Origin of the sequence: Streptomyces sp. NPDC059832 (assembly GCF_042731715.1) — a bacterium.
In the GTDB taxonomy this organism is placed as follows: domain Bacteria; phylum Actinomycetota; class Actinomycetes; order Streptomycetales; family Streptomycetaceae; genus Streptomyces.
This window is the reverse complement of the sequence record NZ_JBHWIY010000004.1, coordinates 72,118-97,316: the sequence shown is the minus strand read 5'-3', so window position 1 is coordinate 97,316 and position 25,199 is coordinate 72,118. Positions and strand designations below refer to the sequence as shown.

At 71.2% G+C, this 25,199-nt stretch carries 21 protein-coding genes; 11 read left to right on the top strand and 10 right to left on the bottom strand.

The annotated features are described in order from the left end of the window. The first annotated feature begins 456 nt into the window (after positions 1–456). Positions 457–1,959, top strand: a complete 1,503-nt coding sequence (locus ACFV8T_RS08270) for a VWA domain-containing protein (RefSeq protein WP_385325690.1) — start codon at positions 457–459, stop codon at positions 1,957–1,959. Here ACFV8T_RS08270 and ACFV8T_RS08265 read toward each other — a convergent pair. Next, positions 1,893–3,104, bottom strand: a complete 1,212-nt coding sequence (locus tag ACFV8T_RS08265; protein WP_385325689.1) for a sensor histidine kinase — start codon at positions 3,102–3,104, stop codon at positions 1,893–1,895. The genes ACFV8T_RS08270 and ACFV8T_RS08265 overlap by 67 nt on opposite strands. Further along, on the bottom strand, positions 3,101–3,754 hold the full coding sequence (locus tag ACFV8T_RS08260; RefSeq protein WP_385326234.1) for a response regulator transcription factor: 654 nt from the start codon (positions 3,752–3,754) through the stop codon (positions 3,101–3,103). The genes ACFV8T_RS08265 and ACFV8T_RS08260 overlap by 4 nt, the downstream gene beginning before the upstream one ends. Positions 3,755–3,902: 148 nt before the next feature. Here ACFV8T_RS08260 and metG point away from each other — a divergent pair, with 148 nt between their 5' ends. Continuing rightward, on the top strand, positions 3,903–5,516 hold the full coding sequence (gene metG, locus ACFV8T_RS08255) for a methionine--tRNA ligase (protein WP_385325687.1): 1,614 nt from the start codon (positions 3,903–3,905) through the stop codon (positions 5,514–5,516). 69 nt (positions 5,517–5,585) lie between these two features. Here the strand turns inward: metG and ACFV8T_RS08250 are convergent, their stop codons facing one another. From ACFV8T_RS08250 to ACFV8T_RS08235, 4 genes are all read right to left on the bottom strand, one after another. Then, a complete protein-coding gene (locus ACFV8T_RS08250) occupies positions 5,586–6,413 on the bottom strand; it encodes a L,D-transpeptidase family protein (RefSeq protein ID WP_385325686.1) in 828 nt (275 codons plus the stop codon). A gap of 330 nt (positions 6,414–6,743) precedes the next feature. Beyond that, a complete protein-coding gene (locus ACFV8T_RS08245) occupies positions 6,744–7,238 on the bottom strand; it encodes a hypothetical protein (protein WP_385325684.1) in 495 nt (164 codons plus the stop codon). Beyond that, positions 7,235–8,782 (bottom strand): ATP-binding protein, encoded by a 1,548-nt coding sequence (locus tag ACFV8T_RS08240; protein ID WP_385325682.1) that lies wholly within the window; start codon positions 8,780–8,782, stop codon positions 7,235–7,237. Before ACFV8T_RS08240 ends, ACFV8T_RS08245 begins: the two co-directional genes overlap by 4 nt. Before the next feature lie 17 nt (positions 8,783–8,799). Then, positions 8,800–9,495 (bottom strand): response regulator transcription factor, encoded by a 696-nt coding sequence (locus ACFV8T_RS08235; protein ID WP_266417019.1) that lies wholly within the window; start codon positions 9,493–9,495, stop codon positions 8,800–8,802. A 134-nt stretch (positions 9,496–9,629) separates the two neighbouring features. On the opposite strand from ACFV8T_RS08235, the gene ACFV8T_RS08230 reads away from it, so the two are divergent. From ACFV8T_RS08230 to ACFV8T_RS08215, 4 genes are read left to right on the top strand one after another with little or no spacing between them, the layout of a single operon-like run. Beyond that, the gene (locus ACFV8T_RS08230; protein ID WP_385325680.1) at positions 9,630–10,307 is read left to right on the top strand and encodes a hypothetical protein; all 678 of its coding nucleotides are present in this window, start codon (positions 9,630–9,632) and stop codon (positions 10,305–10,307) included. Next, positions 10,304–11,383: a peptidoglycan-binding protein gene (locus ACFV8T_RS08225; protein WP_385325679.1), complete on the top strand. Its 1,080-nt coding sequence runs from the start codon at positions 10,304–10,306 to the stop codon at positions 11,381–11,383. Before ACFV8T_RS08230 ends, ACFV8T_RS08225 begins: the two co-directional genes overlap by 4 nt. Then, the gene (locus tag ACFV8T_RS08220) at positions 11,380–12,147 is read left to right on the top strand and encodes an ABC transporter ATP-binding protein (protein ID WP_385325678.1); all 768 of its coding nucleotides are present in this window, start codon (positions 11,380–11,382) and stop codon (positions 12,145–12,147) included. The genes ACFV8T_RS08225 and ACFV8T_RS08220 overlap by 4 nt, the downstream gene beginning before the upstream one ends. Beyond that, a complete protein-coding gene (locus tag ACFV8T_RS08215) occupies positions 12,144–13,337 on the top strand; it encodes an ABC transporter permease (RefSeq protein WP_385325676.1) in 1,194 nt (397 codons plus the stop codon). Before ACFV8T_RS08220 ends, ACFV8T_RS08215 begins: the two co-directional genes overlap by 4 nt. An 82-nt stretch (positions 13,338–13,419) precedes the next feature. Here ACFV8T_RS08215 and aspS read toward each other — a convergent pair whose 3' ends face one another. Then, the gene (gene aspS, locus ACFV8T_RS08210) at positions 13,420–15,237 is read right to left on the bottom strand and encodes an aspartate--tRNA ligase (protein ID WP_385325674.1); all 1,818 of its coding nucleotides are present in this window, start codon (positions 15,235–15,237) and stop codon (positions 13,420–13,422) included. 162 nt (positions 15,238–15,399) lie between these two features. Between aspS and ACFV8T_RS08205 the strand changes: the two genes are divergently transcribed. Beyond that, complete coding sequence (locus ACFV8T_RS08205) at positions 15,400–17,502, top strand: SpoIIE family protein phosphatase (protein ID WP_385325673.1); 2,103 nt, start codon at positions 15,400–15,402, stop codon at positions 17,500–17,502. Positions 17,503–17,510: 8 nt separating this feature from the next. On the opposite strand, the gene ACFV8T_RS08200 is transcribed toward ACFV8T_RS08205, so the two are convergent. The 3 genes from ACFV8T_RS08200 to ACFV8T_RS08190 form a co-directional block, all read right to left on the bottom strand. Then, on the bottom strand, positions 17,511–18,596 hold the full coding sequence (locus tag ACFV8T_RS08200; protein ID WP_385325672.1) for an AI-2E family transporter: 1,086 nt from the start codon (positions 18,594–18,596) through the stop codon (positions 17,511–17,513). A gap of 78 nt (positions 18,597–18,674) precedes the next feature. Further along, a complete protein-coding gene (locus tag ACFV8T_RS08195; protein ID WP_385325671.1) occupies positions 18,675–19,631 on the bottom strand; it encodes a pirin family protein in 957 nt (318 codons plus the stop codon). Between the two features lie 143 nt (positions 19,632–19,774). Then, entirely contained in the window at positions 19,775–20,215 is a 441-nt protein-coding gene (locus tag ACFV8T_RS08190) for an SseB family protein (RefSeq protein WP_072487501.1), read from the bottom strand. Positions 20,216–20,387: 172 nt separating this feature from the next. On the opposite strand from ACFV8T_RS08190, the gene ACFV8T_RS08185 reads away from it, so the two are divergent. The 4 genes from ACFV8T_RS08185 to ACFV8T_RS08170 all read left to right on the top strand — a co-directional run bounded on the left by ACFV8T_RS08185 (position 20,388) and on the right by ACFV8T_RS08170 (position 25,058). Next, positions 20,388–22,214, top strand: coding sequence for an acyl-CoA dehydrogenase (locus ACFV8T_RS08185; RefSeq protein WP_385325669.1), 1,827 nt, complete (start codon positions 20,388–20,390; stop codon positions 22,212–22,214). Positions 22,215–22,319: 105 nt separating this feature from the next. Beyond that, the gene (locus ACFV8T_RS08180; protein ID WP_385325667.1) at positions 22,320–22,943 is read left to right on the top strand and encodes a Uma2 family endonuclease; all 624 of its coding nucleotides are present in this window, start codon (positions 22,320–22,322) and stop codon (positions 22,941–22,943) included. A gap of 74 nt (positions 22,944–23,017) precedes the next feature. After that, positions 23,018–23,698, top strand: coding sequence for a hypothetical protein (locus ACFV8T_RS08175; protein WP_385325666.1), 681 nt, complete (start codon positions 23,018–23,020; stop codon positions 23,696–23,698). A gap of 61 nt (positions 23,699–23,759) precedes the next feature. Further along, positions 23,760–25,058 carry a M18 family aminopeptidase gene (locus ACFV8T_RS08170; RefSeq protein WP_266416997.1) on the top strand — a complete coding sequence of 433 codons (1,299 nt, stop codon included), beginning with the start codon at positions 23,760–23,762 and terminating at the stop codon, positions 25,056–25,058. Positions 25,059–25,199: the final 141 nt, after the last annotated feature.

Below are 25,199 nucleotides of genomic sequence, written 5' to 3'. Positions count from 1 at the left end.
CGAAGCTGCAGACATCCGACCGTATGACCACCGCCCGCCCATACGTACGGCAAGATCAGAACTGGCAGCTATTGCCCATCAGTTATTCATATCCGCACCACCGGCGTGACCAGATGGTCCCTTTGGCCACCCCTCCGCCATCCGAACCGGACGGCTCCTTCATCTGCGCGCCTTCACGCCACCTACGGCAGAACTGCGTTGATGCCTGTGAGCCGGCCACCCACGCCAACAAGGCAACTCAGAACCGAGGGGACACACTTGAGCGACGCGCATCAGGCCCGCACGGCATGCGCACAGGACTCGTCCAGGGATCAGCCGGTCTCAGTTCCCACACGGGCGGGCCGCGCCACCGAAGGGCTGGATCCGGCCGCTAACCTTACGTATCCGTCCTGGCCAGGGATCAATTCCCACAGGTCGGACATTTCTCGCACCCAACTCACGCGAAAGGCCTCGCCCATGGGCATTCGGAGCTTGCTGCGCAAGGTGTTCGGCCGCGACCGCGCGGAGCAGGACGCGCCGACGGCCACGGTCCCGCCCCAGACCGAACGCACCGCGCCCGCGGAGTCGGAGCCGGCCACGGCGACGGAGACCGAGACGGTGACGGCGGACGAGCCGGCCCCGGTGCTCGAAACCGCCCCGGCCACCAGGGCTTCGGTACCGGCCCCCGCCTCTCCCCGGTCCGCCGACAACAGCGGTCTGGCCTCGGACCTGGTGGCAGCCGCCTTCGACAAGGCGTCCCTCTCCACGGTCCCGTCGCAGGGTTCGGCCCCGAAGCCGGAGTCGACGGAGACCGTCAAGGCCGCGGAGACAGCGCCGGAGCCGGAGGCCGCCGAGGCTGCGGAGCCGAAGGCTGCGGAGGTCGTCGAGGCTGCGGAGCCGAAGGCTGCGGACGCCGTCGAGGCTGCGGAGGTCGTCGAGGCTCCCGCCGAGGTGGAGGCTCCCGCCGAGGCCGAGCCGGTCGTCGCGAAGGCGGAGCCGGAGACGGAGACGGTGGCCAAGGACGAGCCCGTGGCCGCTGAGGCCGAGCCGGAACCGGAGCCGGTAAAGGCCGAGGTCGAAGCCGAGGTCGAGGCCCCCGCCGAGCCCGAGGCGCAGGCCGAACCCACCCCCGAGCCCGCTCCCGAGCCGGAACCGAAGCCCGAGCCGGTAAAGGCCGAAGCCGAGGTCGAGGCCCCCGCCGAGCCCGAGGCGCAGGCCGAGCCCGCGCCCGAGCCCACCCCCGAGGCGACCCCGGCCCCGGCGTCCACCCCCGCCACCGCCCCCGCCCCCAAGCCCGCGCTCACCCTCGCCCGGGTCAAGTCGCGCGCCCCCGGGCTCGTCGACTCGTACAAGGCTGCCCAGGCCGGGCTGAAGGCGCACGGGCTGACCGGGCTGCGCGCCACCGTCTACCTGGTCCTCGACCGCTCCGGCTCCATGCGGCCGTTCTACAAGGACGGCAGCGCCCAGCACCTGGGCGACCGCACCGTGGCGCTCGCCGCGCACCTGGACGAGAACGCGACCGTCCCCGTCGTCTTCTTCTCGACGGAGATCGACGGCACCGGCACGGTCGGCCTCGCCGACCACGAGGGCCGGATCGACGAGCTGAACGCGGGCCTCGGCCGCCTCGGCCGTACGAACTACCAGTGCGCCGTCGAAGAGGTCGTCGCGCACTACGAGAAGTCGGAGGCGACCGGCCCCGCCCTGGTGATCTTCCAGACGGACGGCCCGCCGGACGCCAAGCAGGCCGCCAAGCAGGCGCTGGCCGACGCGGCGCGGCTGCCGCTGTTCTTCCAGTTCGTCGCGTTCGGCGACGAGGACGCCAAGGGCTTCGACTTCCTGCGCAAGCTGGACGCCCCGAACGCCGGGTTCTTCCACGCGGGCCCCGCGCCCCGGGAGGTCGCGGACACCACGTTCTACCGCGAGGTCCTCGCCGCGCTCCCCGCGTGGATCGCGGCCCGCGACACCCCGGCCGACGCCTGATCCACCGGCAGACGTACGGTCACGGCGAGCCCGCCCCCGGGGCCCGGCACCGCCGTGACCGTACCGCCGTGCGCGACGGCGATGGAGCGCACGATCGAGAGGCCGAGCCCCGACCCGCGCCCCATCCGGTCCTTGCCCTCGCCCCGCCGGAACGGCTCGAACAGCCCGGGGATGTCCGCCGCGTCCACCACGGGCCCGGTGTTGCGCACCTCCAGCAGCGCCCCGCCACCGGCCGTCACCAGTGACACGTCCACCGTCCCGTCCGGCACGTTGTACGTGACGGCGTTGGCCAGCAGATTCGCCACCAGCTGCGCGAGCAGCATCCGGTTCCCCCGCACCGTGCAGAAGTGCGTATCGGCCCGCACGCCCGGGTGCCGGGCCGCCTCCTCCGCCACCACCTGCGCGAGATCCACCGTCTCCCGCTCGCCCTCCGCGAGCCCGCGCTCGCTGCGCGCCAGGACCAGCAGCCCCTCTATGAGCCGCTCGCTGCGCCGGTTGTTGTCCAGGAGCGTCTGCCGGGTCCGTACGAGATCCTCCGGGGTCGGGTCGTCCAGACCGATCTGGATCGCGGCCCGCTGGGTGGCGAGCGGGGTCCGCAGCTCGTGGGAGGCGTTGGCGATGAACCGCCGCTGGCTGTCGAACGCCTTCTCCAGCCGGGCCAGCAGCGCGTCGAGCGTCTCGCCGAGCTCCTTCAGCTCGTCGTCGGGGCCGCTGGACGCGATCCGCTCGTGCAGATTGTGCTCGGAGAGCCGGCGCGCCTTCGCGGTCATGGCGTGGACGGGCCGCAGCACCCGCCCCGCGGTCCACCAGCCCACGGCGACCGCGCAGGCCGTCATGACGAGCAGCGAGGCCGCGGACCACACGAGCAGCTGATGCCCGGCCGCGTCGCTGACGTGGTCGGTGAGGTCGTAGACGGTGGGCGGCCCGAGACTCCGCCGGGTGACGAGCGGACCGTTCACCGCGTAGCCGGGCTGGACCACCGCGGCGGTGCGGGCGATGTCACGCGCCTGGGAGTCCGTACCGGCGCGGGAGGCCAGGTTGACGGTGGCGAGCAGCGCCGTGCCGAGGATCAGGAACACTCCGCCGTACACGAGCGCGATCCGGGTCCGGATCCTGGAGTGCGGCACCGGGGCCGGGCGCCTCACAGGGCGTACCCCACGCCCTGCACCGTACGGATCAGCGCCGGTTCCCCGAGCTTCCCGCGGAGCTTGCTCATGCAGACACGGACGGCGCCGGTGAACGGATCGGCGTTGGCGTCCCAGGCCCGCTCCAGGAGTTCCTCGGCGCTGACGGTCCCGCCGTCGGCCTCCAGCAGCAGCTGGAGCACCGAGAACTCCTTCGGCGAGAGGTCCAGCTCCCGCCCGTCCCGCGAGGCGGTGCGCCGTACGGTGTCGAGCCAGATGCCGTGCCGCTCCAGCTGCGGCGGTACGGGGCGGGCACTGCGCCGCCGCAGCGCCCGTACCCGCGACACCAGCTCGGGGAACTCGAACGGTTTGCCCAGGTAGTCGTCGGCGCCGAGGTCGAGCCCGGCGACCCGGTCCTCCATGGAGCCGGCGGCGGTGAGCATCAGGATCCTGGTCCGGGAGCCGGAGGCGACGAGGCCGCGCGCCACGTCGTCGCCGTGCACCCGCGGCAGGTCGCGGTCGAGGACGACGACGTCGTAGTCGTGCAGCCCCAGGTAGGCGAGGGCGGCGTCACCGCTGTACACCGTGTCGACGGCGAAACCGGCCCGCCGCAGTCCGGTGGCGACCAGCTCCGCCAGGATTTCCTCGTCCTCGGCGACCAGTACCCGCATCGTGATGTCCCCTGCCTCGTACACGCGTGTCCACTCCCTCCCAGGATGCGTCTTTGTTACGGGAAGGGATGTTTCGCAAAGGTCTCCACGGCCGTGGCCGGGTTTATCGGTGTGAGTTGATCTCCCGCAGGCCGTTAGGATTTCGACCATGGCGGCCACTGGATCCGAGAAGCAAGGGGGCGACGGCGTGAAGAGTTTCTACGTATCGACCCCCATCTACTACGTCAACGACGCTCCTCACCTGGGCCACGCCTACACGACCGTCGCAGGCGACGTGCTCACGCGCTGGCACCGCCAGCGCGGCGAGAAGGTGTGGTACCTCACCGGCACGGACGAGCACGGTCAGAAGATCATGCGCACTGCCGAGGCGAACGACGTCACGCCCCAGGAGTGGTGCGACAAGCTCGTCGAGGAGGCATGGAAGCCCCTCTGGGAGCACCTGAACATCGCGAACGACGACTTCATCCGTACGACGGAGAAGCGCCACACCGACCGGGTGCAGGAGTTCGTGCAGGACCTGTACGACAAGGGTGAGATCTACAAGGGCGGCTACGAGGGCCCCTACTGCGTGGGCTGCGAGGAGTACAAGCTCCCCGGCGACCTCGTCGAGGACGAGAACGGCGTCAAGCTGTGCCCGATCCACAAGAAGCCGGTGGAGATCCTCAAGGAGGAGAACTACTTCTTCAAGCTGAGCGCCTACGGCCCGAAGCTGATGGAGTTCTACGCGAACAACCCGGGCTTCATCCAGCCCGAGTCCGCCCGCAACGAGGTCGTGAACTTCGTCAAGCAGGGCCTCCAGGACCTCTCCATCTCCCGCTCGACCTTCGACTGGGGCGTCCCGGTGCCGTGGGACGAGAAGCACGTCATCTACGTGTGGGTCGACGCCCTGCTGAACTACGCCACGGCGGTCGGCTACGGCGCCAACCAGGAGAAGTTCGACGGCACCTTCCCCGCGAACGTGCACCTGGTGGGCAAGGACATCCTCCGCTTCCACGCGGTGATCTGGCCCGCGATGCTGATGGCGCAGGGTCTGCCGCTGCCGGGCCGGGTCGCGGCCAACGGCTGGCTGATGGTCGGCGGCGAGAAGATGTCGAAGTCGAACCTGACGGGCATCAAGCCGCAGGACCTGACCTCGCACTTCGGCGTGGACGCGTACCGCTGGTACTTCCTGCGCGCCATCGCGTTCGGCAGCGACGGCTCGTTCTCCTGGGAGGACTTCTCCGCCCGCTACACCTCCGAGCTCGCCAACGACTACGGCAACCTCGCCTCGCGCGTCGCGGCCATGGTCGGCAAGTACTTCGGCGGGGCGCTCCCGGCGGCCACCGCGTCGGGTGACGCCGAGACGGCGGTCCAGGAGGGTCTGGCGAAGGCCGTCGCCACGGCCGACGAGAAGATCGGCGAGGAGCTGGACTTCCAGGCCGGCATCCTGGCGATCTTCGACTTCGTGAAGCAGGTCAACGGCTACATCACGGAGCAGGAGCCCTGGAAGGTCGCCAAGGACACTTCCCCCGAGGGCCAGGCCCGCCTCGCGACGATCCTCTACACGGCCGCCGAGTCGCTGCGCGGTGTCGCGGTCCTGCTGAACGCCGTGATGCCGGAGACCTCCCAGAAGCTGTGGGAGTCGCTGGGCGCCGAGGAGTCCCTGGGCGCGCTGGCCGACCAGCGCGTGCAGGACGCGGGCACCTGGGGCCGGCTCCCGGCGGGCACGACGGTGACGAAGGGCGCGGTGCTCTTCCCGCGCCTGGAGGAGAAGCCGGCGTAAGCAGCGCTGACACACATACGGCGAAGGGCGGGACCGCGTGTCGGTCCCGCCCTTCGGCCCGTATCCCGTTCACCGCTCCAGTGCCTCCGCGTCCCCCATCACGACGACCGGCTTCTTCGCCGGGTCGAGGGTGCTCAGGAGTTCCCGCATCCGGTCCAGGGGGAGCGAGATGCAGCCCTGGGTCGGGCCGCCGTGGTCGACGTGGATCCAGATGCCGCCGCCGCGCTCCTGACCGAGCGGACGTTCCCCGTCCAGGGGGGTGACGCCGGGGGTCCGGTTGTAGTCGATGGCGACGACGTAGTCGAAGGACCCTTCGAGCGGCTCCCCGTCGAAACCCTCGCCGCTCACCGAGAACATCGGGTTCCGGTCGTAGGGGAACGCCGTTTCGGGAGGGCCGAACAGGCCGCCCGCGTACGTCAGCCCGTAGACCCCGACCGGGGTGCGGAGGTCGCCCTCCCAGTGCTCGTCGGTCCAGCCGTTCAGCGCGTTGTGGGCCGGCCAGCGGGTCGTGACGGGCAGCCAGCCCAGGGCCGGGTTGTCGCGGGTGTAGAGCACCGCGGTGGACAGGCTGGAGTCGTAGTCGTCACCGGTGACGACGAAGACCTGTTTGGCGCCCGCCGGAATCGCGGCCCGGGTCTTCGGCCCCAGCGCGGGGATCTCGCGCGGCCGGACGACCGGTGCGTGCGGCGCCGGGGCGGCCCGTTTCCGTGCCCGCTCGGCCGGTGGGCCCGCGACACCGGAGGAGACCGTGGCGCTCGCCCGGACGGCGGGGCTCCGGGGGGCGGCGGTCCCGGAGGTGTCGCCGCAGGCGGTGAGCGCCAGCAGCGCAGCGGCACAGGCCCCGACATGGACGGCGTACGGGGGACGCCGGACGGCCGACGGGCGGGAAACGGACACGGGAACTCCTCAGCATCGGTGGGGTGACGGCAGCACGGGCGAGCTCCCCGTCACGCCTCCTGCCGCCGACCCCAGTTAACGCCGCGCCGCGCGAGCGCGAATCCGCACGGGGGCCATACGGCTGTACCGTCCGCCGGACACGCGCGCCGAAGCGGCCCGGAGCCGCTCCTTGCGTGTAGGTTCCGGGCCTTCCTGCCATGGGGGAACGAAGGTCTGATCACGGGTCAGGGATCGGTGGCGGTGCCGGCCGCAGTCGCGTACCGGCCCTTGCGCGGCCGGATCTCACGGTTCGTCGCCTCCGTCGTCCCGTGCGGAAACCGGTGACCCGACTCACCCGTCGAGGAACTCCGCGCACCGGTAGGGACCCAGCGCGGCGCCCTCGGAGGGTCGCAGGGTGACCTCGACGTCGTCGGTCCTGACCTTCGGTTCGAGTACGGACTGGGCACGCGCCAGCGTGCACACCAGCTGGCCCGTGGCCTGGTCGCGCCCCGACTCCCCGTAGAGGCCCTCCAGGCGCACCGTGACCCGGGTGCCCGAACCGGTCACCGAGTAGCCGCCGAGGTGGACGAGGGAGGTGAGCCCGCCGCCCTGCTCGGCGGGCGGCGGCGTCGCGCCGAGCAGCTTCAGCACGCCGTTGAGGTCGTCGACCTTCTTGTCGATCAGGGGCACCGCGCGCAGCCCGTCGGCGGACGCGTAGTACAGCCGCATGCCGCGCGTCAGCCCGGACGCGGGCTCGCCCGCGCCTATCACCCCGGTCGGCTGGACGCCGCAGCCCATGAGGGCGGTCCCCAGTGCGGCGACCGCGATCCCCTGTCGGAACTTCACTCCGTGTCCTCTCCCGTACGCCGCAGGGGCAGCCGCAGTGTGAACACCGCGCCGCGCCGCGTCCCATCGGCGGCATCCGCCGCATCCGCCGCATCCGCCGCGTCGGCCACCTCGATCGTGCCGCCGTGCAGCCGGGCGTTCTCCAGTGCGATTGCCGTGCCGAGGCCGCTGCCCTGTCCGCTGTCGTCGGCCGCGCCGCGCGTGCGGGCCGTGTCCGCCTTGTAGAACCGGTCGAAGACCCGCTCCCCCGCCTCCGGCGGCAGTCCCGGGCCGTGGTCGGCGACGGACAGGACCACCCACTCGCCGTCCGCCGCGAGGGCCGTCGTGAGGGTCACGGTGACCGGCGGGGCGCCGTGCCGCAGCGCGTTGCCCACCAGATTCGCGACGATCACGTCGATCCGGCGCCGGTCGACCACCGCCCGTACGCCCTCGTCGAGCTCCGTCCGTACCCGGTCCGTCCAGCCGCGCAGCGCCAGCGACGCCCGTACGGTGTCGGCGAGGTCGGTCTCGGCCGCGTTCAGCCGTACCGCCTTGGCGTCGAAGCGGGAGATCTCCATCAGGTCCTCGACCAGCCGGGACAGCCGTGCCGTCTCCGCGCCGACGGTGCGGGCCGCCCGTGCCGCGTCCGGCGGCAGCTGGTCGGCGTCCTCCTCCAGGACCGTCGCCACCATCGTCATCGCCGCGAGGGGCGTGCGCAGTTCGTGCGACACGTCCGCCACGAAGCGGCGCGCCTTCGCCTCCTGCTCCCGCAGATCCGTGTCGGAGGCCTGGAGCGCGTCGGCGGTCTCGTTGAACGTCCGTGCCAGGTCGGCGAGTTCGTCGTGCCCGGTGACGGCGACCCGGGTGCCGAGGTCTCCGGCCGCCAGCTCGCGGGTGGCCCGGCCCAGCTTCCGTACCGGACGCAGGACCGACCCCGCGGCCAGCAGGGCCAGGACGGCGGCCAGCAGCACCACCGGCACGATGCCCGCCCGCACGGAGTCCAGCAGGGCGGCCGTGTCGTCGCGCTCGGCCCGCAGATCGGTGATCGCGTAGACCTCCAGACCGGAGGTGCTGCGGTCCCCGTCGGCGTACGTCACGGGCATGCCGACGACCAGATAGGGCTCGCCCCGCCACCGCACCCGCTGGAACTCGGCGTCGTCGCCGGTCATCACGGCGGTGCGCAGCTCGACGGTGATCCGGGACGTGGTGTCGGCGAGCGAGTCGGAGACGGCGGACAGGTCCTGGTAGCGGGCGACCACGATCTTCCCGCCGATGCCCTCCGACACCTTCGCCGCGAACCGGGACAGCGACCGCTGGTCGGGCGGTACGTCGAAGTCGGCGGCCACCGCGCCGACCCGCTCCCGGAAGTCGTTCACGGCCGCGTTCTGGGTGCGCTGGAGGACGGCGGTGCGGGCGTCCCGGTAGGCGAGGGCGGTCGCGGTCACCGCGCTGATGAGGGCGACGACGACGAAGGTGACGACGAGCCGGGTGCGCAGCCCGCCGACGAGGCGCCACGAGCGCCTCCGCGGGGCGGCGCCGCGCCGGTCCTTGTCCGCACGGTTCACAGCGGCGTCCGTACGGTTCACAGCGGCCCGAAGCGGTAGCCGAAGCCCCGCACCGTCTGGACGTAGCGGGGCTTGGCCGGTACGTCCTCCAGCTTGGCCCGCAGCCGGCCGACCGCGGCGTCCACCAGCCGGGAGTCGCCCAGGAAGGTGTGGTCCCAGACGGATTCGAGGAGCTGCTCGCGACTGAAGACCCGGCAGGGGGAGGCCGACAGCTCCAGCAGCAGCCGCAGCTCGGTGGGCGGCAGCGGGACCGGGACGCCGTGCTTGGTGACGGTCAGTCCGGCGCGGTCGATCACCAGCCCGGCGAGGTCGGCGTCGGCCCCCTGCGCCTGCCCGGACGGTTCCGCGCGCCGCAGCGCGGCCCGGATCCGGGCCTCCAGGACGGGAGCGGTGACGGGCTTGACGACGTAGTCGTCGGCGCCCGCCTCCAGACCGGTCACGATGTCCTGGTCGTCGCCGCGCGCGGTCAGCATGATGACCGGCAGGGTCGCCGAGCGGGCGCGGATGCGGCGGCACACCTCGAAGCCGTCCATGCCGGGCAGCATCAGGTCCAGCACCGCCAGTTCGATCCGGGCGCCCCGCTCCCCGGCGAGCAGGGCGAGGGCCTGCTCGCCGGTGGCGGCGGTGTCCACGCCGTACCCGTGCCGGCGCAGCACGAGCTCCATCCCGTCCCGTACGGACGCGTCGTCCTCGATGAGCAACACATGCGGCATGGGGCCGATTATGGGCATGCCCGGACCGTTTCCGTCTGCTGTGCACGGGGCGAAGGGGCAGGCCGGGGCCATTGTTACGTTCCCATCATGTGGCCATGGACGGGCCATCATCTGCGGCGGCGAGCGTGCGTCGCATGACCTTCCTCAGGACGAACCCGCGCACGAATCCCCGCACGAACCCCCGCGCCACCGCCCGGCTGCGCATGGCAGCCCTCGTAGCCCTGCCCGTGCTCGCCCTCTCCGTCGCCTGCGGCGGCGGTGACGACAGCGCGGGCGCGGCGAAGAAGGACGACGCCATCGCCGACGTACCGGCCGCACCGACCGCGAAGGACGGGAAGGACGGGAACAAGCCGAGCGCCCCGCCCGCGGGCAAGAGCGCCTTCTACGACGCCCAGATGAAGTACGTCCAGTGCATGCGCGTCAAGGGCGGCTACAAGGACTTCCCCGACCCCAAGCTCAGCGGGTACCTCGACTGGACGAAGGTCGAGGAGATCGCCTCCCGGCCCGGCCAGAACGAGGCGTACAAGGGCGGGAAGAACCGGGTCTGCGTCCCCGAGATGCAGGCCGTCATGGACGTCGAGCCCGAGCGCGACCAGCAGAAGGCCTACGAGTCGATGCTCGCGCACGCCAAGTGCATGCGGGACAACGGCGTCTCCCGGTTCACCAACCCGACCATGAGCGGCGGCAACGCCCAGCCGGGCGGCGACCCGAACCCGGCGTCCCCGGTCCTCGACCGCGATTCGCCGTCGTACAAGAAGGCCCGCGAGGCCTGCCAGCCGAAGCTGATCGACAGCGTGGAGGGCATGCAGTGAAACGCCGCTCCGCCCTCGTCGCGCTCGGCGCGCTGGCCGTCGCCGCCGCCGTCACCGGGGGCGTCCTGTTCCTCGGTGACGGCGGCGACGCGGGCACCTCCGGGAGGGGCGGCGACCTGCCGCCCGCCACCGCGGCCGTCGTACGCACCGACCTCGTGCAGTCCAAGACGGTCGACGGCAGGCTCGACTTCGCGCAGCGCCGGGCCGTCAAGTCCGCCGTCGAGGGCACCGTCACGGTGGCCGCCTCCGAGGGGAGGACGCTGACCATGGGGCAGGCGCTGTACGAGCTGAACGACAAGCCCGTCACCCTCCTCTACGGGCCGGTCCCGATGTTCCGCGAGATGAAGGCCGGCGACCGGGGCAGCGACGTGCTCCAGCTGGAGCGCAATCTGCGTGACCTGGGGTACGGGTCGCGGCTGTACGTCGACGTCCGGTACGACAAGGACACCGAGGCCGCCGTCGAGCAGTGGCAGAAGTCCCTGAACCGCGAAGCCACCGGCAGGGTCGGCAGGGGCGACGTCGTCTTCCAGCCCGGCCCGGTCAAGGTGGTCTCCGCCGACGCGGCGCTCGCCGACCAGGTCGGCCCGGACGGGCCGGTCCTGACGGTCGCCTCCACCAAGCCCGTCGTACGGGCGCAGCTCGACCAGACCGATGGCGCGCTCACCTCGCGGGACACCAGGGTCGAGGTCACCCTGCCGAGCGGGAAGACCGTGGCCGGCAAGGTCGCCGGGACGGTGCGCCCCGAGACGTCCGCGTCCGGGGGCGACCCGGTCACCGAGGACGGCATCACCGTCGAGGTCGTCCTGGACGGCGGGGCGGGCGCCGCGTCCGGCGAGGACACCCGGGCGTCGGCGAGCGTGAAGTTCGTCAGCGAGGCGCACAAGGGAGTCCTCGCGGTCCCCGTCGAGGCGGTCGTCGCCCTGCGCGGCGAGAACGGCGGCTACGGCCTCCAGGTCGTCGAGGGCGCCACGTCGAGGATGGTGCGGGTGGAGACGGGCATGACCGCCGACGGGCAGATCGAGGTCAGCGGCCCGGACGTGCGCGAGGGCCTGAAGGTCGGAGTGGCGAAGTCATGACGCCGCCCCCGGTGATCGAACTGCGGGACGCCACCAAGTCGTACCCCGGCGGCGTCCACGCCCTGCGCGGAGTGGATCTCACCGTCGAGGAGGGCGAACTGATCGCCGTCGTCGGCCCGTCCGGCTCCGGCAAGTCCACGATGCTCAACATCATGGGCACCCTCGACAAGCCCACCACGGGCACCGTCCGGATCGCCGGATACGACGTGTCCGAGCTCTCCGACTCCCGGCTCTCCGCACTGCGCGCCCGCCACATCGGCTTCGTGTTCCAGCACTTCCACCTGGCGGCGGGGCGCGACGCGGTGGACAACGTCGCCGACGGGCTGCTGTACGCGGGCGTCCCGCTGAAGGAACGGCGTACGCGTGCGCGCGAAGCGCTCGCCAAGGTGCGGCTGGACCACCGCCGCTCGCACACGCCGAACGAGCTGTCCGGCGGCGAGAAGCAGCGCGTGGCCATCGCCCGCGCCCTGGTGGGAGACCCCCGGCTGCTGCTGGCCGACGAACCGACCGGGGCGCTGGACACCGCGTCCGGCGAGCTCGTCATGGAGCTGCTGCACGAGCTGAACGCGTCCGGCACCACCATCTGCGTGATCACCCACGACAACGAGATCGCGGACTCGCTGCCGCGCCGGGTCCGCTTCAGGGACGGCGAGATCGTCTCGGACCTGCGGTCCGGCACGCACATCGACCCGCGGTCCGGCACGCGGTCCGGCACGCGGTCCGGCACGCACATCGACTCGCGTACGGAAGAGGCCGGTCCATGAAGAACGACCTCAGGCCCGCCCGCCTCTCCCCCCGCGACATCCTGCGCGTCGGTGCGGTCGGCCTTCGCGCGCGGCGAGCGCGTGTGGTGCTCTCGGCGCTCGGCATCGCCATCGGTATCGCGACCATGGTCGCGGTCGTCGGGCTGTCCGAGTCGAGCCGCGCGGACCTGATGGCCCGGCTCGACCGCCTCGGCACCAACCTCCTCACCGCCGAGGCGGGCAAGGACGCCATGGGGCAGGAGATCAAGCTCCCCAAGAACGCGGTCGCGATGGTCGAGCGCGTCGGCCCGGTCCAGCACGCCACGGCCACCGCGGACATCGACGCCCGCATCCGCCGCAGCGACGTGGTCCCCGAGGAGCGCACCGCGGGCGTCACCGCCCAGGCGGTCCGCACCGACCTGCTGTCCGCGCTGGGCGGTGAGGTCGACAAGGGCGCCTGGCTGAACCCGGCCGGCGAACGCCTCCCGACGACGGTCCTCGGCGCGGTGGCCGCGGAACGTCTCGGCGTCACCCGTACCGGCGAGACGATCATGATGAACGACACCCGCGTGGCCGTCGTCGGCATCCTCGAACCGCTCGAACTGGTCCCCAACCTGGACCGGGTGGCCATGGTCGGATTCCCCGCCGCCGAGCGCTACTTCAACTTCGACGGTCACCCCACCACCGTCTTCGAGCGCTCCACGGACGCCTCGGTGGCGGACGTACGGGCGATCCTGGCCCGCACCATCAGCCCCGGCAGGGAGACGGGCATCAAGGTCTCCCGGCCCTCGGACGCGCTGGCCGCCAAGGCCGCCACCGACGAGGGCCTGACGACCCTGATGCTCGGCCTGGGCGCGGTGGCCCTCCTGGTCGGCGGGGTGGGCGTCGCCAACACCATGGTCATCTCCGTACTGGAGCGCCGTCAGGAGATCGGCCTGCGCCGCTCGCTGGGCGCGACCCGGGGCACGATCCGGCTCCAGTTCCTGACCGAGTCGCTGCTGCTGTCGGCGCTGGGCGGGGCGACCGGCGCGCTGCTGGGCGCGGCGACGACGTACGGCTTCGCACGGGTCCAGGGGTGGACGGCGGTGGTCCCGCCCTGGTCCCTGGCGGGCGGCCTGGCCGCCACGCTTCTGATCGGCGTGGTCGCGGGCCTCTACCCGGCGATCCGCGCCTCCCGTCTCCACCCGACGGTGGCCCTGAACGCGACATGAGGCGGCCCCGGACATGAAACATCCCCCGGCCTGGGGCGGCCGGGGGATGTTTCACGTGGAACCGAAGCGGAACCGGTGACGCTTACTTCGCGCCGGTGTCCCTCGCCACGGAGTCCTTGGCGTCCGCCTTTTCCTTCACCGACGCGGCCGGCTTGCGGAGCTGGATGTTCAGCTCGCGCAGGCGGGTCTCGTCCAGCTCCGTCGGAGCGCCCATCATCAGGTCCTGGGCGTTGCCGTTGAGCGGGAAGGCGATCGTCTCGCGGATGTTGGGCTCGTCGGCCAGCAGCATCACGATGCGGTCGACGCCCGGGGCGATGCCACCGTGCGGCGGGGCGCCGAGGCGGAAGGCGCGGAGCATGCCCGCGAACTCGTGCTCGACGGTCTCGCGGTCGTAACCGGCGATCTCGAAGGCCTTCAGCATCAGCTCGGGCTCATGGTTACGGATGGCGCCGGAGGACAGCTCGATGCCGTTGCAGACGATGTCGTACTGCCAGGCGAGGATGTCCAGCGGGTCCTTCTCCTCCAGGTCCTTCAGGCCGCCCTGGGGCATCGAGAAGGGGTTGTGCGAGAAGTCGATCTTGCCGGTGTCCTCGTCCTTCTCGTACATCGGGAAGTCGACGACCCAGCAGAACCGGAAGACGCCCTCCTCGAAGTGGCCGGCGCGCTTGGCGGCCTCGACGCGGACGGCGGACATGATCTTGGAGACCTCGTCGAACTCGCCCGCGCCGAAGAAGACGGCGTGGCCGGGGACGAGGGAGAGACGCTCGGTGAGGGTCTTGATGTCCGTCTCGGTGAGGAACTTGGCGATCGGACCCGCCAGCGTGCCGTCCTCGCCGACGCGGACCCAGGCCAGGCCCTTGGCGCCGTGCTGGACGGCGTAGTCGCCGAGGCCGTCGAAGAACTTCCGGGACTGGCCCGCGGTGTCCGGGACCGGGAGGGCGCGGACGTGCTTGCCGGCGAACGCCTTGAACTCCGAGTCGGCGAAGACGTCGGAGATGTCGACCAGTTCCAGCTTGGCGCGCAGGTCGGGCTTGTCGTTGCCGTACTTCAGCATCGACTCGCGGAACGGGATGCGCGGGAACGGCGAGGTGACGTGGCGGCCGTTGCCGAACTCCTCGAAGAGCTCGGTCATCAGCTTCTCGATCGGCCGGAAGACGTCCTCCTGCTCGACGAACGACATCTCGACGTCGAGCTGGTAGAACTCGCCGGGCGAACGGTCCGCGCGGGCGTCCTCGTCGCGGAAGCACGGCGCGATCTGGAAGTAGCGGTCGAAGCCGGAGATCATCAGCAGCTGCTTGAACTGCTGCGGGGCCTGGGGCAGGGCGTAGAACTTGCCCGGGTTCAGACGGGACGGGACGACGAAGTCACGGGCGCCCTCGGGAGAGGTCGCGGTGAGGATCGGGGTCGCCATCTCGTTGAAGCCGAGGGCCACCATCTTGGCGCGGATGGCGGCGATGACCGCCGAGCGCAGCATGATGTTGCGGTGCATGCGCTCGCGGCGCAGGTCGAGGAAGCGGTACTCCAGGCGCCGCTCCTCGTTGACCCCGTCCTCGGCGTTGATCGTGAAGGGCAGCGGGGCGGCCTCGCCCAGCACCTCGACCGCGGTGACCTCGATCTCGATCTCGCCGGTCGGGAGCTCCGGGTTCACGTTGTCGGCGCCGCGCGCGGAGACCTTGCCGTCGATCCGTACGACGGTCTCCTTGGTGAGCTTCGCCAGCGCCTCGTTGCCGGGGGTGCCGGGGCGGGCGACGAGCTGCACCAGACCGTAGTGGTCGCGCAGATCGATGAAGAGGATGCCACCCAGGTCTCGGCGATTGTGCAGCCAGCCGCTCAGTCGGACGTCGGTGCCGACGTCAGAGGCGCGGAGCTCGCCGCAGGTGTGGGACCTGTACCGATGCATCGTCGTTCATCCAGTCTTCGCGGTTCGGGGTGGATTCAGCCACCCCAGGCTACCGCCCGCACCCGCACCGAATCATTGACATTGACATTTCAAGATCATCCGGAGGTCGGAGAGGCCACCCCTCAGTGGCGTTTGCGGAGCAGATCTTCTTAAAGTGGGGCAATGCGCACCGAGGACATCCTGGCCGCGACCGCGACCGGTCTGTGGCGCTGGGACAACGCAGCCGGGACCGTCACGCTCGATACGGAGGCGGCCCGGCTGCTGGAGCTGCCCGCCACGGCCGGTGTCTTCCGCGAGTCCGCGGTGCGTTCCCGTTTCCACCCCGTCGACTGGAACGAGATCTACGGGGTGGTGAATCTCGCCCGCGCCGAGGGCACCCTCGCCGAGGCCCGGCTGCGGATCGTGGACGGCAGCGGCCGGGTGCTGCGCACGGTGCGCAGCCGCTCCAAGCCGCTCCCGGTCGAGGTGGCGAGCCGCGCGGACTACGTACTGGTCGGCACCCTTCAGGAAGTCGCCGAGCCGCAGCCCGGCACCACCGGGGCGCACGCCCCCATCACCGGGGACTGGCGCCGCTCCCGCGAGGCCTTCCTGCTGGACGCGGGCCGGGCGCTGGCCGAGGCCAGGTCGACCGCGGAGGTGCTGCGGGTCGCCGCCTCGCTCTCCATGCCGGGTTTCTCGCCGGACGGCCTGGCGGTCTTCGGCATCGCGGGCGAACGGCTGACGATCATCGGGCACCACGGACACAGCGTCGGCGACGAGGACCCGTTCACCGACATGCCGCTGGAGACCGACTACCCGGCCGCCGAGGTCGTACGGACGGGGCGGGCGATCTATCTGCCGTCGCCCGAGGACTACGGCCGCCGCTACCCGGTCACCTGGCCGCTCGCCAGCCGTTTCGGGCGCCGGTCCTGGGCCTTCCTGCCGCTGATCGTCGCGGGGCACACCATGGGCGCGTGGATGGCGGGGTTCAAGCACCCGGTGTCGTTCTCGCCGGACGAGCGGTCCGTACTGACGACCGTGGCCCGGATGCTCGCGCAGGCACTGACCCGGGCCGGGGTCGCCGAGACCGAGCGGGAACTGTCGCTCGGGCTCCAGCGCTCGATGATGCCGACGCTCGGCCCCGACATCCCGGGGATGACGGTCGCCGCCCGCTACATCCCGACCGGCGGCGGGCTCCAGGTCGGCGGCGACTGGTACGACATGATCCCGCTCCCCAACGGCCGCATCGCCCTGGTCATCGGTGACGTCCAGGGCCACGACGTGCGGGCCGCCGGGCTGATGGGCCAGTTGCGGATCGCGCTGCGCGCGTACGCCTCCGAGGGGCACCGCCCGGACGCGGTGCTCTCGCGCGCCTCGCGCTTCCTCTCCGGGCTCACCGACGCGTACGAGAACGGGGCGACGACCGGGCCGCGCTTCGCCACCTGCCTGTACGCGGAGGTCGACCCGGAGTCCGGCACGCTCGACATCGCGCGGGCCGGCCATCCCGACCCCGTGGTCACCACCGCCGACGGGACCGCGATGATCCGCCAGACCGAGGGCGGACTGCCGCTCGGCATCGAGGAGGACGCCGACTATCCGACGAGCCGGCTCACCCTGGAGCCCGGAGAAACGATCATGCTCTGCACGGACGGGCTGATCGAGACCGGCGGCCACGACATGTTCTCCGGCTGGGACAGGCTGCGGCCGGTCCTGGAGCAGCACACGACCGACCTGGAGAAGCTCGCCGACGCCCTCGTGCAGGCGGTGCACGGGCCGACCTCGCACTACACGACGGGCCCGCTGGCGGACCGCCGCGAGGACGACATCGCGCTGCTCCTGCTCCGGCGCGACGGGGGAACCCGGAAGCAGCCGGCGCCGCGGCGCACCGCCCTGACCATCGCGCAGGCCCAGCCGGAACGGATCGCGGCGGCCCGGCAGCAGCTGCGGGACCTGCTGCACGACTGGGCGGATCCGGAGCAGGTCGACGCGGCGGTGCTGATGATCTCCGAGATGGCCACCAATGTCCTCGTCCACACGGACGGGGACGCGCTGATGCTCGCGCAGGCGACGGGGGAGCACGGCGAGCGGCGGCTGCGCGTGGAGGTGTCCGACGGCAGCGACGAACTGCCGCACAAGCGGCGTCCCGGGGAGATGGCCTCCAGCGGCCGGGGGCTGGTGCTGATGGAGATGCTCGCCGACGCGTGGGGAGTGGATCCGCAGGGGGCCGGGAAGTCGATCTGGTTCGAGCTGTACGAGTCGGGGCCGGCTGCCGGGGCGGCGAGCTGAGCCGGGCCTCAGGGCCCGGACGTGCCGCCCGCCGGTTCGCCCCCGGACGGCGGCCCCGGGCGATCTCCGCGCAGCTCGCCGAGGACACCGAAGGCCGCCGCGCAGAGCGGGACCGCGAGCAGCATGCCCAGCAGACCGGCCACGCTGGCGCCCGCGGTGATCGCGATCATGATCATGGCGGGGTGCATCTGCACCGTACGGCTCTGGATCACCGGCTGCAGGACGTGGCCCTCCAGCACCTGCACGGCGAGCACGACCCCCAGCGCCCAGAGCGCGATCACGACCCCCCGGTCGGCGAGCGCCACCAGCACCGCGACGGCGCCCGAGATGAAGGCCCCGAGGTAGGGGATGTAGGCGCCGACGAAGACCAGCGCACCGAGCCCCACCGCGCCGGGAACCCGCAGGATCAGCAGGCCGACGGTGATGCAGACGGCGTCGATCAGCGCGATGAACGTGGTGCCCCGCATGAAGCCCTCGACGGCTTCGAAGGCCCGCCGCCCCATCGCCTCGACCAGGTCCCCCGTACCGCGCGGGGCGATCGAGTGGGCGAGCTGCGCGGCCCGGTCGGAGTCGCGCAGGAAGAAGAAGGTCAGCAGGAGGGCGAGGACGCTGGTGGCGATGAGCGAGCCGATCAGGCTGAGCCCGGAGAGGAGCCCGCCCGCGGCGCTCGCGCCGAACTTCTCGACGAGCTTCTGGGCGTTGGACGCGAGGTCGTCCACATTGGTGTTCCTGCCGATCCCGAAGTGGTCGACGACCCACTGGGCGGTGTCCTTCAGCGACCGGACGATCTGGTCACCGGTGTCGACGAGCGCGGTGACGACGATGTACCCGGCACCGCCGACCACCGCGACGAGCAGTACGCAGGTGAGCCCCGCGGCGAGCGAGCGCTTCAGTCCGCGGGTGGTCAGCCGGCGGTGCACCGGACCGAGCAGCGCCGTTCCGAGCAGCGCGAGCAGCACGGGGGTGACCGCGGTCTTGAGGATGATGCACAGCCAGATGGCGACTGCGGCGACCCCGGTGACGAGGAGGACCACGCCGCACCAGGCGGCGGCACGGCGCGCGCCGTCGGGCAGGAGGGGCTTGTCGGTCTGCACCCTCCCACCCGATCACGGCGCGGGAGCCGTGTCCCGCCTGCGCGGCCGTACGGGTGACGGTCCGTCACGCGGCGGCGGTCACATCCCGTGGACGGCGGGCACCGTGCCGAGGCGGCCGGCCTGGAAGTCCTCGAAGGCCTGCTTCAGTTCGGCCTGGCTGTTCATCACGAACGGCCCGTAGTGCGCCATCGGCTCACGGATCGGACGGCCGCCGAGCAGCACGACCTCCAGGTCCGGGGCGTTGCCGTCCTGCTTCTCGTCCGCGCGGACGGTCAGCGCGGAACCGGCGCCGAAGACCGCGGTCTGCCCCATGTGGACGGGGCGGCGCTCCGCGCCGACGGTGCCGCGGCCGGCCAGCACGTACGCGAGTCCGTTGAAGTCCTCGCGCCACGGCAGGGTCACCTCGGCGCCGGGGCGCACGGTGGCATGGATCATCGTGATCGGGGTGTGGGTGATGCCGGGGCCCTCGTGCCCGTCGAGCTCACCGGCGATGACGCGGAGCAGCGCGCCGCCGTCCGGGGAGGCGAGGAGCTGGACCTGGCCGCCGCGGATGTCCTGGTAGCGGGGAGCCATCATCTTGTCGGCCTTGGGCAGGTTGACCCAGAGCTGGAGGCCGTGGAAGAGGCCGCCCGACATCACGAGGGACTCCGGCGGGGCCTCGATGTGCAGAAGACCGGAACCGGCGGTCATCCACTGGGTGTCGCCGTTGCGGATGGTGCCGCCGCCGCCGTTGGAGTCCTGGTGGACGAAGGTTCCGTCGATCAGGTACGTGACGGTCTCGAAGCCGCGGTGCGGGTGCCAGGGGGTGCCCTTCGGCTCACCGGCCGCGTACTCCACCTCGCCCATCTGGTCCATCATGATGAACGGGTCGAGGTGCTTGTAGTTGATACCGGCGAACGCCCGGCGAACCGGGAAGCCTTCGCCCTCGAATCCGCTCGGCGCCGTGGTGACGGCGAGCACGGGACGGTCCGCTGCGTCGCCCGGGGCGGCGACCTTGGGCAGGGTCAGCGGATTTTCGACAGTCACTGCGGGCATGGGAGCCACCTCCGGGGATCGTTCTGCCTTCAATTTAGTTGAATGGTGAACATCTAGCAAGGGGTCATCCATTCCCTCAGCCGTCCGGAGCAACACAAGGGGCCCGCACCGAGCGGTGCGGGCCCCTTGTGAAGGATCGAATCTCAGCCGTACATGCGGCGCATCGCGAAGTCGACCATCTGCTCCACGGCCTTCGCGTCGAAGACCATGCGGTGCTCGCCCTCCATGTCGAGGACGAAGCCGTAGCCGGTCGGCAGCAGGTCGATCACCTCGGCCCCGGTGATCACGAAGTACTTGGACTCCTTGCCCGCGTACAGCCGCAGCTCCTTGAGCGTGGTGAACATCGGGATCACCGGCTGCTGGGTGTTGTGCAACGCCAGGAACCCGGGGTTGTCGCCGCGCGGGCAGTAGACCTTCGACGTCGCGAAGATCTGCTGGAAGTCCTCGGCGGACAGCGAGCCGGTGGTGAAGGCCCGCACCGCGTCACCCAGGGACGGCGGCGAGGGTTCGGGATACAGCGGCTGCTCGCCGTAGCCGCCACCCATCTGCTGCTGTGCGCCCGGGTTCTGGTCGTAGCCGTACATAGCGCAAAGAGTAATCGGACACATCGGGGCCTTGAGGGGTTGCGTCTTATTACTGACGGGTAGCATCATCGTGCAGGTCAGCTGATATACGCACCGCCAGCTCGTCGCCCGCCCGGCCCACACCCCGTCCCGGGGCGCTGCGCGCCACTGCTATTGATTACGGAGCCTTCCCATGGGGCACTACAAGTCGAATCTCCGCGACATCGAGTTCAACCTCTTCGAGGTCCTCGGGCGCGACAAGACGTACGGCACCGGCCCGTTCGCCGAGATGGACGTCGAGACGGCGAAGAGCATCCTCGACGAGGTCAACCGCCTCGCGGAGAACGAGCTGGCCGTCTCCTTCGCCGACGCCGACCGCAACCCGCCGGTCTTCGACCCGGAGACCAACACCGCGCCGGTCCCGGCGACCTTCAAGAAGTCGTACCAGGCGTTCATGGACTCCGAGTACTGGCGCCTCGGCCTGCCCGAGGAGATCGGCGGCACCACCTCGCCGCGCTCCCTGATCTGGGGCTACGCGGAGCTGCTGCTCGGCTCGAACCCGGCCATCTGGATGTACTGCTCGGGCCCGGCGTTCGCCGGCATCCTCTTCGAGGAGGGCAACGAGGCGCAGAAGAAGATCGCCGAGATCGCCGTCGAGAAGCAGTGGGGCTCGACGATGGTGCTGACCGAGCCGGACGCCGGTTCCGACGTCGGCGCGGGCCGCACGAAGGCCGTCGAGCAGGAGGACGGCTCCTGGCACATCGAAGGTGTGAAGCGCTTCATCACCTCGGGCGAGCACGACATGTCCGAGAACATCATCCATTACGTGCTGGCCCGCCCCGAGGGCGCCGGTCCCGGCACGAAGGGCCTCTCGCTCTTCATGGTCCCGAAGTTCCACTTCGACTGGACCACCGGCGAGCTGGGCGAGCGCAACGGCGTGTACGCGACGAACGTCGAGCACAAGATGGGTCTCAAGGCCTCCAACACCTGCGAGATGACCTTCGGCGACCAGCACCCCGCCAAGGGCTGGCTGATCGGCGACAAGCACGACGGCATCCGCCAGATGTTCCGCATCATCGAGTTCGCCCGCATGATGGTCGGCACGAAGGCCATCGCGACCCTGTCGACCGGCTACCTGAACGCGCTGGAGTACGCCAAGGAGCGCGTCCAGGGCACCGACCTGTCGCAGTTCATGGACAAGACCGCCCCCAAGGTCACCATCACGCACCACCCCGACGTGCGCCGCTCCCTCATGACGCAGAAGGCGTACGCGGAGGGCATGCGCTCCCTGGTGCTGTACACCGCCACCGTCCAGGACGCGATCCAGGAGAAGGAGGCCGCGGGCGAGGACGCGAAGGCGCTGCACGGCCTCAACGACCTGCTGCTCCCGATCGTGAAGGGCTACGGCTCCGAGAAGTCCTACGAGCAGCTGGCGCAGTCGCTCCAGACCTTCGGCGGCTCCGGGTACCTCCAGGAGTACCCGATCGAGCAGTACATCCGTGACGCCAAGATCGACACGCTGTACGAGGGCACGACGGCGATCCAGGGCCAGGACTTCTTCTTCCGGAAGATCGTCCGCGACCAGGGTGCCTCGCTGAACGCCCTCTCCGAGGAGATCAAGAAGTTCCTCGCCGGCGCCCAGGGCAACGAGGAGCTGGCCGGCGCGCTGGACTCGCTCGCCAAGGCGGCCGTGGACCTGGAGGCGATCGTCGGCACGATGATCACCGACCTCACCGCGACCGGCGAGGACGTCAAGAACATCTACAAGGTGGGCCTCAACACCACCCGCCTGCTGATGGCCTCCGGCGATGTCGTCGTCGGCTACCTGCTCCTCAAGGGCGCGGCCGTCGCGGCCGAGAAGCTGCCGACCGCCGCCGCGAAGGACGTCGCCTTCTACCAGGGCAAGATCGCCGCTGCGAAGTTCTTCGCCGCGAACGTCCTGCCGGGCGTCTCGGCCGAGCGCGCGCTCGCCGAGTCCGTCGACAACTCGCTGATGGAGCTGGACGAGGCCGCGTTCTAGCCCCGCCCGACAGCGTCAGCACGCACCGTCACCCGGACACGCTTTCGGGTGGCGGTGCTGTCGTATCAGCTGGGTACGCTGAGTGCAGGTCCGAGAATCCCGTCCATGGGAGGAACCATGACTGCCGAGGCACTGCGCGACTCGCTGCACCGTCAGCCCGACGGCTCCAGGTGGCCGGTCCCTCCGCCGGACGGCTACACCGTGGACGACCTGTTCGCACTTCACGACCTCCCGCCGCACACAGAGCTGATCGACGGGAGTCTGGTTTTCGTGAGTCCGCAGCGGAAGTTCCACACGCTGGCGATGTATTTGCTGGAGCAGGGGCTGCGCAGCCACGTCCCGGAAGATCTGCGGGTCCGCCGCGAAATGGCCGTCGTCCTCGGCAAGCGCAACGCACCGGAACCCGACCTCGTCGTGGTGACGGCCGAAGCGGACGGGGACCAGCGCCAGACCCGCTACCAGGCCGCCGATGTCCTGCTCGCCGTCGAGGTCGTCTCGCCCGATTCCGAGTCGCGGGACCGCGACACCAAGCCGCACAAGTACGCCGGGGCCGGCATCCAGAACTTCTGGCTCGTCGAGATGTCCGCGAGCGGCCGGCCCGTGGTCTGGACGTACGCGCTGGACCCGGTCAACAAGAAGTACGTCTCCACCGGCGTCCACCACGACCGGCTGAAGCTCTCCGCCCCGTACGACATCGACATCGACCTGACCGCCATCGACCGGCTGTAGACCTGGTCCCGACCGACGGCACCGATCCTCTCCAGGATCGGACGTCCGGTAGCCGGAGGGGGCGGGGTTCACTCATGGGGGACAAGGGTTTCGTGGGTACGCGAGCGGGGCGGGGACGGCTCCTGGCGGCCGGGGCGGCGGTGCTGCTGCTCGCGGGCTGCGGGGGCGGCGGTGACGACGCCAAGGCGGCGGCGCTCGACAAAGGGCAGGTCGCCTCGGTGCTGCCGGACGCGAAAGCCGTACCGGGCTGGCGGATGTACATGAAGCCGGCGGCCCTGAAGCCGATCCCCGAGTACCCGCCGCCGGTCTGCGTGTCCAGGACGAAGGAGCAGCGGGAGACGGCCTGCCGCCCGGCCACGTCCTGGGGTTCGTCCGCCTTCGTGCGCAAGGCGGACGCGACCACCCTGAATTTCTGGGTCCTCGCCTACAAGGACGGGAAGGCCGCGGACGCCGCGTACGACGTCCTGATCAAGTGGTACGGCGGGGACCGGGTCGGCCAGGACGCCGAGAAGGTGGACCTCGGCACTCCGGGCGCCGAGCGCGAGGCCAACCGCGCCGCGGTCGGCACCATGGGCGGACCGGGCACGATCGCGCAGGTCCGGGTCGGGACGACCGTCCTGGGCATCAGCACCGGAACCCAGGGCGGATCGGCCGTCCCCGACAAGGAGGTCAAGGCGTTCGCGGCCATGTTCGCCGAGCGCGCGCAGCAGGCCCAGAACGGCGAGAAGCCCTCGGCGACCCTCCCGGGACATTGAGCGGACGCCCTCGTGCGACGGTGGTGAAGCCGTCCGGTCCGGTCTCGTTACAGTGAGGAACATGAGTTCCTCCCTCCGCTTCGACCGCGGTCACACCGACGATCTGATGGCCTTCCTGATGGCCTCCCCCTCCCCGTACCACGCCGTGGCGACCGCGGCCGCCCGGCTGGAGAAGGCCGGGTTCCGGCAGGTCGAGGAGACCGCGGCCTGGGACGGGACCAGCGGGGGCAAGTACGTCCTGCGCGGCGGCGCGATCGTGGCCTGGTACGTGCCGGAAGGCGCCGAGGCGCACACCCCGTTCCGGATCGTCGGGGCGCACACCGACTCACCGAACCTGCGGGTCAAGCCGCTGCCCGACACCGGGGCGCACGGCTGGCGGCAGGTCGCCGTGGAGGTCTACGGCGGGACGCTGCTCAACACCTGGCTCGACCGGGACCTCGGCCTGGCCGGCCGGATCTCGCTGCGCGACGGCACGCACCGGCTGGTGAACATCGACCGGCCGCTGCTGCGCGTACCGCAGCTGGCCGTGCACCTGGACCGGTCGGCCAACCCCGACGGACTCAAGCTCGACCGGCAGAAGCACATGCAGCCGATCTGGGGGCTCGGGGACGTCGAGGAGGGCGACCTGATCCGGTTCGTCGCCGAGGAGGCCGGCGTCGACGCCGAGGACGTGACCGGCTGGGACCTGATGCCGCACGCCGTGGAGCCGCCCGCCTACCTGGGCCGGGACCGCGAACTGCTGGCCGGTCCCAGGATGGACAACCTGCTCTCCGTGCACGCGGCGACCGCCGCACTCGGCGCCGTCGCCGGGCAGCCGGACGAGGAGCTTCCGTACATCCCGGTCATGGCCGCCTTCGACCACGAGGAGAACGGCTCGCAGTCCGACACCGGCGCCGACGGGCCGCTGCTCGGCACGGTCCTGGAGCGTTCCGTCTTCGCGCGCGGCGGGACGTACGAGGACCGCGCCCGTGCCTTCGCCGGGACCGTCTGTCTCTCCTCCGACACCGGTCACGCGATCCACCCCAACTACGCCGAGCGCCACGACCCGACCCACCACCCGGTGGCCAACGGCGGACCGATCCTCAAGGTCAACGTCAATATGCGGTACGCGACCGACGGCAGCGGCCGGGCCGTGTTCGCGGCGGCGTGCCGGAAGGCGGACGTGCCGTGGCAGTCGTTCGTCTCCAACAACTCGATGCCGTGCGGCACCACGATCGGCCCGATCACCGCTGCCCGGCACGGGATCCAGACCGTGGACATCGGCGTCGCGATCCTGTCGATGCACAGCGCCCGTGAGCTGTGCGGGGCGGACGACCCGTATCTGCTGGCCAACGCGCTGACGGCGTTCCTGGCGGGCTGAGCCACCCGCCGCGAGGCCGTCGACGGGCCGGTGCGCGAGGCGCGCCGGCCCGTCCGACGACGCCGCTCCGCTCGCACCCCGCCGATCGGGCACGACCCGTCGCCGACTCCCCGGCACCCCCGATATCCTGGGACTTTCCCG

Bases quoted from the DNA above. Each gene is read 5' to 3' on its own strand.
- ACFV8T_RS08270 (WP_385325690.1), top strand. From the start codon at position 457: ATGGGCATTCGGAGCTTGCTGCGCAAGGTGTTCGGCCGCGACCGCGCG.
- ACFV8T_RS08260 (WP_385326234.1), bottom strand. From the start codon at position 3,754: ATGCGGGTACTGGTCGCCGAGGACGAGGAAATCCTGGCGGAGCTGGTC.
- metG (WP_385325687.1), top strand. From the start codon at position 3,903: ATGGCGGCCACTGGATCCGAGAAGCAAGGGGGCGACGGCGTGAAGAGT.
- ACFV8T_RS08235 (WP_266417019.1), bottom strand. From the start codon at position 9,495: ATGCCGCATGTGTTGCTCATCGAGGACGACGCGTCCGTACGGGACGGG.
- ACFV8T_RS08230 (WP_385325680.1), top strand. From the start codon at position 9,630: ATGACCTTCCTCAGGACGAACCCGCGCACGAATCCCCGCACGAACCCC.
- ACFV8T_RS08220 (WP_385325678.1), top strand. From the start codon at position 11,380: ATGACGCCGCCCCCGGTGATCGAACTGCGGGACGCCACCAAGTCGTAC.
- ACFV8T_RS08215 (WP_385325676.1), top strand. From the start codon at position 12,144: ATGAAGAACGACCTCAGGCCCGCCCGCCTCTCCCCCCGCGACATCCTG.
- aspS (WP_385325674.1), bottom strand. From the start codon at position 15,237: ATGCATCGGTACAGGTCCCACACCTGCGGCGAGCTCCGCGCCTCTGAC.
- ACFV8T_RS08205 (WP_385325673.1), top strand. From the start codon at position 15,400: ATGCGCACCGAGGACATCCTGGCCGCGACCGCGACCGGTCTGTGGCGC.
- ACFV8T_RS08195 (WP_385325671.1), bottom strand. From the start codon at position 19,631: ATGCCCGCAGTGACTGTCGAAAATCCGCTGACCCTGCCCAAGGTCGCC.
- ACFV8T_RS08190 (WP_072487501.1), bottom strand. From the start codon at position 20,215: ATGTACGGCTACGACCAGAACCCGGGCGCACAGCAGCAGATGGGTGGC.
- ACFV8T_RS08185 (WP_385325669.1), top strand. From the start codon at position 20,388: ATGGGGCACTACAAGTCGAATCTCCGCGACATCGAGTTCAACCTCTTC.
- ACFV8T_RS08180 (WP_385325667.1), top strand. From the start codon at position 22,320: ATGGGAGGAACCATGACTGCCGAGGCACTGCGCGACTCGCTGCACCGT.
- ACFV8T_RS08175 (WP_385325666.1), top strand. From the start codon at position 23,018: ATGGGGGACAAGGGTTTCGTGGGTACGCGAGCGGGGCGGGGACGGCTC.
- ACFV8T_RS08170 (WP_266416997.1), top strand. From the start codon at position 23,760: ATGAGTTCCTCCCTCCGCTTCGACCGCGGTCACACCGACGATCTGATG.